This window comes from Pacificispira sp. (genome assembly GCF_965228185.1).
Taxonomy (GTDB): Bacteria; Pseudomonadota; Alphaproteobacteria; order UBA8366; family Aestuariispiraceae; genus Pacificispira.
This window is the reverse complement of sequence record NZ_CBDDHE010000003.1, coordinates 111,605-125,489: the sequence shown is the minus strand read 5'-3', so window position 1 is coordinate 125,489 and position 13,885 is coordinate 111,605. Positions and strand designations below refer to the sequence as shown.

At 60.1% G+C, this 13,885-nt stretch carries 11 protein-coding genes; 8 read left to right on the top strand and 3 right to left on the bottom strand.

Translation table 11 applies throughout. From position 1 onward, the window contains the following. Window positions 1-63 precede the first annotated feature (63 nt). Together ACO06O_RS04265 and terL are read left to right on the top strand one after the other, a co-directional pair. A complete protein-coding gene (locus tag ACO06O_RS04265) occupies window positions 64-393 on the top strand; it encodes a hypothetical protein (protein ID WP_421876631.1) in 330 nt (109 codons plus the stop codon). Then, window positions 377-1,882 (top strand): phage terminase large subunit, encoded by a 1,506-nt coding sequence (gene terL / locus ACO06O_RS04260; protein ID WP_421876629.1) that lies wholly within the window; start codon window positions 377-379, stop codon window positions 1,880-1,882. Before ACO06O_RS04265 ends, terL begins: the two co-directional genes overlap by 17 nt. Here terL and ACO06O_RS04255 read toward each other — a convergent pair. The 3 genes from ACO06O_RS04255 to ACO06O_RS04245 form a co-directional block, all read right to left on the bottom strand. Then, window positions 1,879-2,478, bottom strand: coding sequence for a hypothetical protein (locus tag ACO06O_RS04255; RefSeq protein WP_421876627.1), 600 nt, complete (start codon window positions 2,476-2,478; stop codon window positions 1,879-1,881). The genes terL and ACO06O_RS04255 overlap by 4 nt on opposite strands. After that, window positions 2,475-2,921: a hypothetical protein gene (locus ACO06O_RS04250; protein WP_421876625.1), complete on the bottom strand. Its 447-nt coding sequence runs from the start codon at window positions 2,919-2,921 to the stop codon at window positions 2,475-2,477. Before ACO06O_RS04250 ends, ACO06O_RS04255 begins: the two co-directional genes overlap by 4 nt. Before the next feature lie 104 nt (window positions 2,922-3,025). Continuing rightward, entirely contained in the window at window positions 3,026-3,838 is an 813-nt protein-coding gene (locus ACO06O_RS04245; protein ID WP_421876623.1) for a hypothetical protein, read from the bottom strand. 458 nt (window positions 3,839-4,296) lie between these two features. Between ACO06O_RS04245 and ACO06O_RS04240 the strand changes: the two genes are divergently transcribed. The 6 genes from ACO06O_RS04240 (at window position 4,297) to ACO06O_RS04215 (ending at window position 13,829) form a co-directional block, all read left to right on the top strand. Then, window positions 4,297-4,899 (top strand): hypothetical protein, encoded by a 603-nt coding sequence (locus tag ACO06O_RS04240; protein ID WP_421876621.1) that lies wholly within the window; start codon window positions 4,297-4,299, stop codon window positions 4,897-4,899. Continuing rightward, window positions 4,886-6,811, top strand: a complete 1,926-nt coding sequence (locus ACO06O_RS04235; RefSeq protein WP_421876618.1) for a hypothetical protein — start codon at window positions 4,886-4,888, stop codon at window positions 6,809-6,811. The genes ACO06O_RS04240 and ACO06O_RS04235 overlap by 14 nt, the downstream gene beginning before the upstream one ends. After that, on the top strand, window positions 6,811-7,266 hold the full coding sequence (locus ACO06O_RS04230) for a hypothetical protein (RefSeq protein ID WP_421876616.1): 456 nt from the start codon (window positions 6,811-6,813) through the stop codon (window positions 7,264-7,266). Before ACO06O_RS04235 ends, ACO06O_RS04230 begins: the two co-directional genes overlap by 1 nt. Before the next feature lie 30 nt (window positions 7,267-7,296). Continuing rightward, complete coding sequence (locus ACO06O_RS04225) at window positions 7,297-7,854, top strand: hypothetical protein (RefSeq protein WP_421876614.1); 558 nt, start codon at window positions 7,297-7,299, stop codon at window positions 7,852-7,854. Window positions 7,855-7,859: 5 nt separating this feature from the next. After that, window positions 7,860-11,855 (top strand): hypothetical protein, encoded by a 3,996-nt coding sequence (locus tag ACO06O_RS04220; protein ID WP_421876612.1) that lies wholly within the window; start codon window positions 7,860-7,862, stop codon window positions 11,853-11,855. Between the two features lie 126 nt (window positions 11,856-11,981). Next, window positions 11,982-13,829, top strand: a complete 1,848-nt coding sequence (locus ACO06O_RS04215; protein WP_421876610.1) for a hypothetical protein — start codon at window positions 11,982-11,984, stop codon at window positions 13,827-13,829. Window positions 13,830-13,885: the final 56 nt, after the last annotated feature.

The following is a 13,885-nucleotide window of genomic DNA, read 5'->3' as shown; positions in this document are numbered from 1 at the left end:
CTGGCCGGGGCAATGGTGGTCGGTCGGTAAATACCCTTCGAATCGAAACGAAGGGAACCCACAATGGCCGGACGCAAAAAGCTACAAATCTCCCCCGAGGTACACGGCAAACTAAAGGCCCTGACCTCCACCTATCTGGAACAGGAAATCCAGGCGCTTGAGGCGCTGTTCGATCAGCCGCCGCCCGACCCCTGGGATGGCGACTATCTGAAGAAGTCGAAGTTCCGAGATTCGGCAATCGCTCAGGCTCTGACGAAGATCAAGCAGCATGCCGCATTCGCGTCCGGTGCGTTCCATCCCGCCGGGAACAACGACCAGGACGATGTGGACGGTTTGCAGGCGATCATGGATAAGGTCAATGAGAGGCTAACCCGCGATGGCCAAGACGGTTAGCTTCCGAGAATTCCTGGAGGTATTCAACGTCGTCGAAGACTTGGATACGCCCCAGGTTCACGCCGATATCGCGGATTGGCTGGAAACGACCCAGGACGATCCGCGCCGAACTCTGATGGCTTTCCGACACTGCGGGAAGTCGCACTTGGTTTGCCTATACGTGGCGTGGCGACTGTACGTCGATCCGAATCTTACAATCTTGGTAATTTCCGCCAAGCAAAAGCTGGCGACCCGAAATGCGCAGATGATGCGCAAGGTAATCGAAACCCATCCGCTCACGAAATCGCTGGTCCCCGCCGGGGATGCGCAATGGCAGACCACCAGCTTTACGGTGAACCGTCCGAAGACCCTGCTGAACCCCAGCGTGAACACCACTTCGATGGATTCCGACTTCATCGGGATGCACGCGGATTTGATTATCGGTGACGATATCGAGACCAAGGATAGCGTTGCGACCGAGGACAAGCGCCTGTCGCTGCGCGAGAAGCTGTATGAGTTCCCGAACCTAGCGGACCACCACCTATTCGTCGGTACCCCGCACCACGCGGATTCGATCTATTCGGAACAGATCAAGCGCGGGTACAACGTGGTTCAATTCCCGATCTATCGCGAAGACGAAGACGGGAACCGTACCTACCTTTGGCCGGAGAAGTTCGGCGAGAGGAAGACCGCCGCGCTCCAATCCGACATGAGCACCGCGCACTTCGAATCCCAAATGCTCCTGATTCCGCGTTCGGTATCGGACAGCCTGATCATGGTCGAGATGATCAGGGACTATGATGAGGAAATCGAGTTCAACACCATCGAACGCGCCAACGATCTACCGCCGCTGCACTACGCGATGTTGATGGACCAGAAAGTGGTCGATCTGGTCGGGTACGTCGATCAGGCCAGCGGGAAGGCCGGTCGCGACCGTGCGGTTCTATCCGTCGTCGCCCGAGACCAGGAGGATCGCACCTTCGTGGTTCGCGTCGTGGAGTTGCCGCCGATTGACGAACTAACCGGGTTCGAACCCCAAGCCTTGGCGATCATCGAAACCCTGAAGGAAGTCGAGTGCAACCGCGTGGTGGTCGAAACCGGCCAGCTTTCCGTCATGGAATCGGAAATCCGCAAGGCCGGGAACAAGCTGAAGTACCGCGTCCATATCCAGACGTATGCCCGCCGCATCAATAAAGTGACCTTCATCGCCGAGATTCTGGAACCCATCGTCAAGGGTGGTCGCCTGTACCTGCACCGTCAGGCCCGCGACGAATCCCACTTCATGGAAGAGATCACCGACTTCCCGCATGGGAAATCGGACGACTGTATCGACGCCACGGCGGGCGCTATTTTCCACCTAACGAAGGTGCCGACCCGCTGGCTACCGCAGTCCCGAATGATCGACGGTATCCACCGTGGGAACCGCAGCAGTACGCTAGTCCGTTCCGGGTCCAGTCGTCGCCAGACTATCGACGCGCTCAGGAAGAAATTCGTCCAGACCCGCCGTTAGGCCGCGTTGCGGTCCGGGGCACGATGCGGGTTCGCGGCGTCTCTCCACTTCGCACTACCGACCTGCTCATCCAGCATATCGTACGCATCGTTGATCCAGACCATTTCGTCCCTTTTGTTCGTGAAGAATGAATCGGCGCTCAAAGGGCGCAGTTTTCCGCGACAGTTGGCGGCGATCCATTCGACGGCATTCGTGATCGCGTATCCCTGGACGGCGAAATCCAGTTGGATACCCATCCCGAATAGCGACCGAAGTTGGCACGGCGCGCATTCAAAGGTCGGGTCCGGGAGTTCGAAATTCTCGACACCCCGGTTGACCAAGCGGACCTTGGCGGGTCCGTCGATGCGGTCCAGGTATCCGTCGAAGTACCATCGCAGATCGCCGGGTCCGCGTACCGCCGGACCTTCGTCGGCATGTGCGAAGCCATTCTTCAGGTTGATCCATCCGTCGCGCAATCCGACTCGGCCCGTGTGGTTCCCGGCACGGAACCTGGAACCCAATCGGGCCACGGCTTCGTTCACGGCTGACCCGGCGATTTGGTGTAGGTCGGTGCCGTGGGGCGGATGGCGTTTGCCAGTAGCTAGAATTTTCATCATTCGAAGTCTTCCTTTCTTGCCTTATAGGGTTCCGGCTTGGCCTTGCTTTCGCGGAACTCGAAAAACTCATCCAGTTCCATGTCTTCGGTCGCCAGCATGGCGTAGGAACGGATGTGGTTGTTGTTGATCTTGAACCCCGAACGATCCGGGTTATCGACCAGGGCGCGGAAGTGCCATCGCAGAAACCCGATGATATCGGACGCCGAATAGCGAGTGCGGCCTTCCGCCTGTAGCGTCCTGACGCACTCCTGGAACTCCGCATAGACCGCCGGGTTCGCACGGTGGAATTCGAAGAAGGCGCGTTCGATTTCCGATGCGGGACGATTCGCGTCCAGACGCCCGCGTAGCGTCTCGGGGATATCCCCCCTGGCGGTGCGTGCTCGTTCCCTCAGCGCCTTGATGAACCTTCCGACATTCTCCTTTTCGTACTGTTGCTGTTGCATTGGTTTTCCCCCCATTTTTGCAAACTAAGCTTTTTCAACCTTCCTTTCTGTAACCATCTCAGCCACTTACCCCCTAGCCGAGTAACATAGTAGAACCACCCCACTTAACACCTCACTCCATAACCCCACTTCAGCCCCACCATACCGGCACCACGAATCATCTCCGTGAACTCCACCGTGTTAATCATTGCCGTTACCGGGCAGTCACACTGTTTGAAGTCCGGGAGTATCTTCCTTGAGTACATCCAGAAGCGTTCCAGGTTCTCCTGCACCGAACGATCCGCGCGAAGCGCCTGAACACGGACACTTCCACCGCCACGTACTGACCACTTACGGAGTAGTTCACGGAAGGCGCGTTCAGGCATATCCCCGAGTTGGACCAAGCCATGCATGTGAAACATCACCCCCTGGGTACCGGCTTCCGGCAGGATCAACCCGCACTTCCTATTGGTTTTCTCCGACACCGTTTCCGGGGCGAATTCAAACGCGACCATCACCCTGGTGTTTCCGGTATCCCGGCGCTTATCCAGTTCATTCTTCAGATGCTTTTTGGTGGCGCTCAGCGTGTGCTGCACCATCCTTTGTGGCGTACCGGGTCCGAATACCGCTACGTTCACCGTGAACGCCCTGAGACCCGAATCCGGACCGTGCAGCAGCGGCTGGACTTCCTTCCTGGCCTTCTCCTGCCACTTTCCGCGACACACCTCACAGTACGGGCTTCCGCAGCGGTTCCCCGGCACACACTGACCCAGGAGTTCACCGACCTGATAGGCCGCGCTGGTCCAGTCCGCCTTCAGCAGCGCCGAAGACAGGCGGCGTGTGTACTTCTCCGCCTTGGCCGTCTGGACAGGCGAGTCCAGCGACCACGCACGGCGGGCCTGACGGTATTGCAGATTGAGTAGTAGTTTGCTTGTCATCTTTGCGTTCCTCACTGCGGGGCACGCTTGCCAATCCCCGCTGGAACCTACTTACCGCGTGTTGCGGAAAAGCCTGTCCCACGGGGTAATCTGGCGGGAAATCGACTTCCCGCAAGGTACCGGCAAGAAGAAACCCCGGACGGGAACGAATCGTCCGGGGTTTCAGATCGAGTAGGGTGTTGGCTCACCCAGGGCAGGGAAAATGACAGAAACCCCGCCCGGTTCTATTTACATATCCTCGCCGGTTTTGCCGTCAAGGTATCGGCGTCCGGAATCATCCCGGACTATCCATTCCATTTATCAGAAACAAAAACAGGCCCGGAACCGCTTGGGAACCGGGCCTGTCATTGGAACCGCATCACCGTGAAATGATGCTGATCCGTCTGTAGCACGACCCCGGTCCCGACGTAAACGGCGCTGATTCCCCGGCAGGTAAATACTTGCGGAGGAAGCGCCGAATGACACTCAGCATCTACGACCTAGTAACCCGCGCCGGTTTCCTGCTCGGTATCGAAGAACCGATCCAGAGTTTCAACGACGATACCCGCGAGAGTATCGTCTTCGGGAACCTTTGGGAGCATGTCCTTCAGAACCTGCTGACCGGCGGCGATTGGGCCTTCGCGACCAAGACGGCGGAACTCAGCCGTTTGTCGGACGAACCCGCCGACCCGAACTGGCAGTACCAATTCCAGCTTCCCCACGACTACCTAGCCGCCCGATCCGCGATGGACGAAGGCGGAAGCCGCATCGTCTACACCATTGAGGGTGACCGTGTTCTGGCCGATTCCAGCCGCGCCTTCCTCAAGTACATCTTCCAACCCGAGGTGACGGTCCTACCCGCGTATTTCGTCACGCTGTACGTCGCCGCCCTGGCCTATGCCGCCGCCGAACCGCTTGTCGGGGTCGGTACCGTCAGTGAACGCATGAAGCGCGACCTGGACATGGCGATGCGCGAAGCCCGCATCCGCGACGGCAAGAACGAACCCAGCCGCAGTGTCATCACACCCAGCCGCTTCCTGAAGGCCCGTTGGACGGAGGGTTCCGCCCATGCCCGTCGTTAACGTTGCCCAGCATTCCTTCGGTCAGGGCGAACTCGGACCGAACCTGCTGTACCGCCCGGACGAACCGACCTATCGCGCCGGGGCGCAGACTGTCGAAAACTATCTGGTCCTACCCACGGGCGGATTGTGGAAGCGTCCCGGTTTCAAGTATCTGGCCGATCTGGACGGCTATACCCGACTGATCAACTTCTCGTTCTCTGACGAACAGGAGTACGTCATCGCGTTGGGCGCGGGCGTCATCAAGATTTTCCGTGACGGTGCCGAGGTGTATTCGGCGAGTTCCCAGGCGTGGACCACCACGTCGATTGTCCAGCACCTTCGCTATACCCAGTCTTTCGATACCCTGTTGCTGTTCCACCCAGACGTGGTGCCGCAGAAGGTGGTCCGTGGTGGATCGCATACTAGCTGGTCGATTTCGGATTGGACCGTCGAACAGTACCCGATGAACCGCTATTCCGATGCCGGAACCATCACGATTACCCCTTCGGCGACTACGGGGTCCGTGACGTTGACCGCATCTTCCGCCCTGTTCACCGACGACTGGCATTCCAAGCAGCTTCGAATCAACTCGGGATATGCGACGGTGCAGGCCAGCGGATTGACCGGCACCCCGTCCACGACCTGCACCGCTACGGTCACCACTACCCTATCTGGTACCGGGGCGGACGCGGCATGGGAGGAACAATCGTGGTCGGCCCATCGCGGCTATCCACGATCCGGTACCTTCCACCAGAACCGCTTGGTCATCGGCGGGTCGAAGTCGCTACCTCAAACGATCTGGGGAAGCCGTACCACGGAGTTTTTCAACTTCGACGCCACCGACCCGGACGACGATTCCTATGGGTTCAACTTCGAGATCGGATCGGACAAGGCGAACGTCATCCGTGCGGTGTTCTCGCTTCGCGGACTTCAGATTTTCACGTCCAGCCGCGAGTTCGTCGAAAGGTCCAGCCCGATCACGCCCAGTTCGGTGAACTTCCAGGCGCAAACCTCTTACGGCATGAACCAGAACGGGGTTACCCCGATCATTCTGGATGACTTCACGGTGTTCATCGAGTCCACCGGAAAACAGCTTCGTTCGTTCCGCTACGACTTCGGTACCGATGCGTTCAGCGCCGACAACCTGACCCTGAAGGCCCACCACATTCTTTCCGATCCGGTCGATATGGTTCTGCTGCGTTCGTTCGCGGATACCCAGGCGAACTACATCATCGCGGTCAACGACGACGGGGAACTGGCCGTACTCGCCATCCACGGATCGGAATCCGTGCTGGGATGGTCCCGCTTCACCACGCCGGGCGGCGACTTCAAGTCCGTCACCGTCGTGGACGATACCCTTTACGCCATCGTTGACCGCGACGGATCGTACTTTTTGGAGTGCATGGAGGACGTGACCGACGCCACCACCGGGAAGCGCGTCTACGTCGATCACTGGGTCAAGGATACCGGATCGGCAAGCGCGACCTGGACCGTGGGGGAGTTCCTGTCGGATACCGTCGATGTGGTCGGTGACGGCTATTCCTTCCTGAACATCGCGACGGACGGAAGCGGTAACCTGGACCTGGGCACCGAGGTCGAGACCATCTACACCGGCTATGCCTACACCGCGACCATGGAGACCATGCCGATGGTAGTGGCCTTGCCGAACGGCCTGACCAAGGGCGAACGCATCCGCAAGCTGAAGTCGGCGATCCGAGTCCGCAACACCGCCGATCTGACCGTGGATAACAAGATCGTGCCGACCCGCCGATTGGGCACGTCGCTTCTGGACGAGGATACCCCGACCGTCGCGAAGACCATCGTCGTGCGTCTGGCCGGTATTGGGTTCGACCCGACCGTTACGATCAAATCGACCGAACCCCAGCCCCAAACCCTGCTGGGTCTCAATACCGAATTGAAGGTCGGGAACTGATGGACCTACGTTTCGAACTCCTGACCGAACAGACCCTGGATTATCTGTGGCGGAACTTCCGCGACATTGACCGTCGCGAGTGCGAAGCCGTGGGGATCACCGAGGACAATTACCGCTATTACTATCTGGAAATGGCACCGGAACCCTGGATCGTCGCGCTGGTCGATGGCGTTCCGGTCTGCATGATGGGGTGTTGGCCGATCAAACATTGCGTCTGGTTCTGTTTGTTAGGAACAGAACAGATGGATCGCTATTGGGTTCGACTGACCCGCAACGCACGTTCATTCATCAAGAACAGACTGGACGACTATCTCGGTTGCCGAGGGATGGTTGTCATTCTGGAAGAGGCAACCCAGGCCCGAAGGTGGCTCGAATACTTGGGGTTCGAACAGACCGGGCAACCCTTCTGGTCCGGTGTGGGGGTTAAACACCTGCTGTACGAATTCAGGAGGTAAATATCAGGGAACCCCGGAGGGAAACCCTGCATGTGCAACCCCGCTCTAATCATCGTCGGTATCATCGGTGCGGCCATGGCCGCGTCGAAAGGCAAGGCGCAAGAGAAGCAGCTTGAAACCCAAGCGGAGATCGCCCGCAACAACGCGACGGCGGTTCGTACGGAAGGCGCGCTGAAGCAGTCCGATACCCGCCGCCGTATCCAGATCGCAATGGGCCGTCAGCTTGCCGCATATGGCGCGGCTGGTCTGTCCAGCATCTCGGGCACCCCGACTGACGCCCTGGCCGGTTCCCAGGCCCGTGGCGCTGAGGATTTGTTCAATATTAATTTGGCCCACGAACGCCAAGCCTACAACTTCGACGCCCAGGCCGCGAACCTTCAGGGTCAGGCGAACGCCGCCTTCCGCATGGCGATGATGGAATGGGCCGCGTCCTTCGCGACCAGCGCCATCGGGGGAATGGCCGGAGGTGCCGGGGGTGCCGCCGGGGCGTCCCAAATGAACGCCGGAACCTACGGCAACTACAACTTCGTTCCCCAGACCAGCACCAATCCGTACGGCGGGTATACCCCCAGTGCGAGCACGAGGTAATCAATATGCCACGCATCCAGGGATATCAGCGCCAGACAACGGCGAGTGTACCGACAACTTCCGCCCAGGGTATCGGCATGCCGACCGGCGTTCCGGCGTTTTATGACACACTTATTGACGCGACCTTGAACATTGCGGATCGCGAGTCGCAAAGGATCGCGGAGAAACGCGGCGTTGAAGACCAGCGTGCAGCGGGTACCGGAGAGGCCGTCGATGCCGGGTTCCTCGGTACGTTCACAAATGCCGGTGCCGCATACAATCGTGGTGCCCAACGCCAGTACACGGTTTCCAAACAGTTGGAGTACCAGCGTGAGTCCACGGCGCTGATTCAGCAGTACGGTTCCGACCCGGAACGTCTTCGCACGGCCCTGGATGGGTTGCGTGAACGCTGGATGCAGGGGGTACCGGACGCGCTTCAGACCAACTTCGGTCAGTACGCGGAGGAAGTCACCCTGAAGGCGGAAAGCGCCGCCTATCAGCAGCAGCAGCGCGAACAGAATGAGGCCCGCGCCGTCCAGTTCCAGACCGATACGGAACTACTTCGCACCCAGACTTGGGATGCCATTACCAACGGCATGGAACAGGAGGTAATCGAGGATCGAATCGTCGCCCACGAACAGATGATCGTTGCGGCGGAAGAAATGGGGTTCCTAGATCAGGCCGGGGCGCTACAGATGCGTACCGACTTCGCGAAGTTTCTGACCAAGGCCCAGACAGTTGCCGATTACAACGCGGCGGGTTCCATCCAGGACAAGCGCGCCTTCCTGGACGCGCTGATCGCGGGTAATCAGTTCCCCGGACGCATGCGCGTTCGCAATGAGGATGGATCGTTCAGTACCGAACGCACGACCACGGTCCAGACCGAATCCGGGAAGTGGGTCAACATCCCGACCATGTTTGGCGGTCAGCAGGTGGACGAAGCCGAAGCCCATCGCATCATGGCGGAGAACGGTTATGTGGACCCGGAAACGGGGCGCACCATCGAAGAGTTCGACACCGTTGACGATGCGGTTGCCGCCGCCGAAGCGCGTTCCGATGGGCTGGCACAGTCCAGCCTTGGCCAGTTGAACCTGGATGAACGCGGCCAACTCGCCAAGTTCCTGGAAAAGCAGTTCACCGCCGAAGTTAAGGCTCAGCAGGAAGCGGTTGCGGCTGAGGTCGGGGAACTGGAAGACGGTATGGCGCTGATGCGTTCCGGTACCGGCTTGGACCAGAATTTCGACACGATCTACGCGAACCTTCGTGAACGCGGGGTATCGGAGACGGATATCCTGGACCTGAAGCGTCAGGTGGAAGACGCCCGCGACTTCGGCGCGGAATGGTCCGTCATCAATGAAGCCGACTTGCCCGCCGCCCGCGCGAAGGTCGAAAGCCTGACCGCTGAGGCCCGCGCCATTGAGGATCAGTTGAACGCCGGGTCCATTGGGACCGGCGACGCCCGCGACCGTCTGGTGGAAATCCAGGATTTGCAGGGTGCGTATATCAGCCGCGTGAAGTCGGAGGATTCGAACCTTCGCACTACCCTGAAGCCGATCACCGACGAACTCGACACTTTGCTGGAACTGAAACTGTCCGGGGAAGCCTTGTCGATGGACCCGGAACCGTGGCTGAAACAGTTGGCGGATGCCGGTGCCCCGCCCCAGATCGTCGCCCGATACCGCGAGTTGTTCGCGGATACCCAGGTTGCCGGTGAACGTATCGGACAGGCCGGTGCGACCGAGGATGTCGATAAGCTGCGCGGGTTGCGCATCGATAACGAAGTGGATCGCGCCGAACTGATCGGTCAGATGGAAACCGGACAGCTAGCGCCGTCCGAGTATGCGGCCCGACTTGGCCTGCTAGATACCGCCGGGGCGTCGATCAACGCCAACTTAAAGGCGGCGGTTGAGCGCGAAGAAGCCGAGACCAAGGCCAAGATGGAACCCATTGTGGACGAACTGAACGCCCTTCTGGACCTGAAGGTAGCGGGTGAAGCCGTTGGGTACGAACCGGACCAGCTACTGTCCGATCTGAAGGAAGCCGGTGCGTCGGACGAACTGATCGCGGAGTATCGCAAGCTGTTCGCGGAGGTTCAGCCGACCGGGGAAGCCATTCGCGACGTGACCGATGCCGAGGGGGAATCCGCTGCGGAACTCGAAGGCATGCGCCTGGGGGTATCGGCGGAACGTGCGGCACTCGCTGCGGAATTGGAAGCCGGTGACATTACCCCGGTCGAGTACAAGCGCCGTCTTGGCCTGTTGGGTCAGGTCGAAGGCACCGTTCTGTCCGCGTTGAAGGCCCAGACCAAGGCCGAGAATTCGGAGAACGCGGCAATCATCGACAAGACCACCACCACCTTGGAACAGTTCGCCAAGCTTTTCGAGAACGGTAACGGTTTGGAAGCCGACCTACTGCCGTACTACGACCGTCTGGAAGAGGCCGGGGTATCCCAGGATCGTCTGGAGGAAATCCACCAATTCATGGAAGGAAAGCGTGCGGTCGGTCGCGGCATTACCGAGGCCGGTCAGTCCGACGCCTTCACGATCCGCGATCAACAGGCCCGCCTAGCCGCCGGTCTGATGGAGATCGATTCCGCCCTGAACGCCGGGACGATTGACCCGCAGGAAGCGGCCCGTCGCATGGAGAATATCGGGGCGCTGATTGAGGCGCAGAATGCCCGTTTGGAACAGATCGCGGAAGCGCCCCATGCGGTTGTACTGGACGGCGACGAAATCGACTACGGCACCCCCGAGGGGATCGCCCGCGCCCGCCAGCTTGTCGTGGAACGTGCCGGGGTTCACCCGAATACTGTCCCTGCCCTGCCGAAGACGGTTGCCGATCAGGTAGTCGCCGAACTTCGCAATGCGGAAACCACCGATGATCGCGCCAAAGCCTTGCTGGGTCTTTCGGAACGTTACGGCGCGGAGTGGAACCGCGTTGCGGATCAGCTTGAACTTACCGAGTTCGAACGCATGGCCATCGGGACCGGATCGCAGGAAGCGGCAATCCGCCTGTTGCGTGTCGAGGAAAACCGCGACGCCTTCAAGGGGCTGATCAAGGATAACGAACGCGATATTCAATCCGAGTTCGACGCCCATTTCGGCGATCTGTACCAGGGCGATCAGGTTCGCCGTTCGCAGCTATTCGATGCCTTCGAAACCCTGTATGGCTTCTATGCCCAGACCAGCAGCGCGCCGGGCCGCTATGCGTACCGCGATCTGGTCACGGCAAGCGGTCGCCGTATCGTGGAGGTCAGCGGGTCCAAGCTGATGGTACCGGCGTCCGCCAACGTCCAGGCGATCCAATCCACCATCGATCAGGTTTTCCGCAACCCGGCCAAGTTCGGCCTGTCGGTAGCGCCGTTCGAACTCTGGTCGGATATCGGCCCCGATGCGTTCCGTCCGTCCTACGTGAACGGTCACGTCATGTTGGGCACGAACGATACCCTTCAAGGGTTGCAGGTTCAGACCGGCGGCGGGTTGGCCCAGCCCCTGGCCATCGGGTTGGATGGAAAGATCAAGCCGTACGACGGCCCGATCCTGGAACGCCCGGAACTCTGGCAGACCGAAAGCCTGACCCTGGACCCGGCCAACTACCAGGAGGGGATCGAATGGATCGACGCCCTGGCGGGGGAAGCACGTACCCGAATCCTCAGCGGGGAACTCGGGGTGGATGACTTTGCCCTCCTATCGGTTCGCATGGACGGTCCAATCGAGAATGCGCCAATGGACTTCTGGCGACTTCAGGGACTGTCCCACTACCTCAAGGATAAGGACGAGGTTCCCGCCTTCGCACAGGCTTACCTGATGAAGAACCTGACCGGCTATACCGGGGCGAGTAACGCCATGGGGCCGAACGGTCCGGTCGGCGGTCGCGACGTGGTGAATTACTTCTGGAAGCACCGCACCCACGGCGTCACCTACGGCGGCGTGGAAATGTCGCCGCTCGCCACCCTAAGCCACACCTTGCAGGAACGCGCGGACAGTCCGTTCCGAGGTATCGGCGGTTTTGGAGCGCAGTAACCGATGGGAAATCACTCGCCATTCGTCAACACTGGCCCGGTATCAGGATTCAGCCGGAAGGATATCGGGTTCGGATCGTCCTTCGGACTCGGCTTCCGTGAGGGGTTGAGGAACACCACTGTGGGCATGGCCCGCAACACCCTGTTGCGCGACCGTGCCAGCCTGAAGTTGGACCCGGCCATTTCCGAAGACGATTGGCGCAGCAGTATCTATTATCGCCCCGGCTTGGAGTACAAGCCGAGGATGACCACGATATGGGCACGCGCCATCGCGGAGAATTACGACCGTGAACGCCGCAATGCCGTCCGACTGGAATCCATGTCCGGGTCATCTAAGGCCGGTTACTTTTTGGGTGCCCTTGGCGGCGGGGTATTCGACCCGATCAACCTCATTCCGTTCGGAATCGGCGCGACTTCCGTCAAGAGCCTGGGCGGGGCGATCCGTGCCGGTGCGGCGACCAACGTAGCGGCGGAAATCGCGATCACCCCGATGAAACTGGCCAGCGACCGCACCTTGCAGCGCGACGTTGACCTGGACGATTACATGATCGATTTGGGCTTCGCCGCGACCCTTGGGGGTATCTTCGGCGGTGCCGGTCATGCCTTGGGATCGGCGACCCGCGCCCTTCGTATTCGTCACCGACTGACACCGGACGCCCAGGCCAGCCTGGATCAGGTCATGGCACCGCCCGAGGGCGTCGATACGCCGAACCTGGACGTGCCCGAGGTTCGCCCCGAGGGTATCCGTGAGACCGTCCAGGATCGCCCAAACGTCCCCGAGGGGGCGAACCAGGCCCCCGTCGATTTGGACCCGCCCCAGCCGCGTCCGCGCCTTGTGCTGGACGATGGAACCGAGGTCGGCCCGGTCCAGGGCGATACCGCCGTTGGCCGTACGTTTGACAGGAACCAAACACCCCGCGTGACGTTCGACCAGATCGGCCCGCAACCCGCGCCGGGGCGCTTCGATGCGCCGCCGCAGGTTCAGCCCGTTGAGAGGATCGGCGCGTCGATCCGCCCGATCATCCTGGAAAGCGAGTCGGTAAACGGGATGCTGGATGTACAGTCCGGCGCTTTCCATTCGGCCCGCCGTACGGTCGATGGCACGACCACGACCCGCAAGTTGCCCGACATTGCGGAAGCCGAGTTCGGTACCAGCTTCACTGGCGCAATCGAAGCCGGTACCGCCGTCAGTCTGGCGAAGCGCAAGGACCGCGTAACGATCACCGGCAACCCGGATTCGCTTTCCCGACTGGCGGACACGATTGAAGACTTCATCCGAAACGACGAACTTTCTGTCGAAGTCGTCGTGCAAACCCCCAAGGGGAAGAAGACCCTACGCCTGGACGAAAACGGAGACCCCGAGGTCCAGCAGCTATCGGAGTTCCTGGACCTAAACCGTGAGGCCGCTTCGGCGGGGCCGCGCCGTGAATTCGTCGTGGAGTCGGAAGGTCAGGCCGTGGAAGCGTCCGATCTGATCCTGGAAGGCGTCGGACGTTTCGAACGTACCCGCATCCGCATCGGCGATGACGTTCATGACTTCGATGATTTCGAGGCGCTGCGCGTGTTCCTATACGGGCTGGGCAACCGCAACCGCATGGCCAACGTTCACGACGTTGCCGCCAAGCTGCAAACCGGCGACGCAACCCCGGCGGAAATCAACGCCGCCTTGGAATCGCCGGAAATCGATTACGCCGATGACGCCGCCCGCGTCCTGGAAGAAACCCAACGTGCCCAATTCGAAGCCGCCCAGGCCCGCGTCGGTACGGAAGCCGCCGAGGTGACGACCGCCCGCGAAATCCTGGGGGATAAATATGTCGAAGACGAAGACGGCTTAGCCGGTCTGTACGCGGACGCCGATACCAGCCGCCCCGAGGTCAAATCCATTCTTGATGAACGAGACCAGACGGTGGAGCGCCTGAAGACCAGCCGCAAGGCGCTGAGGGATGTCTTCGCCTGTATGTTTGGGGGCAAGTAACCGATGAACCAATGCGTACTCGACTTCTACAAAACCCCCTTGGGAAACCTTGGAGA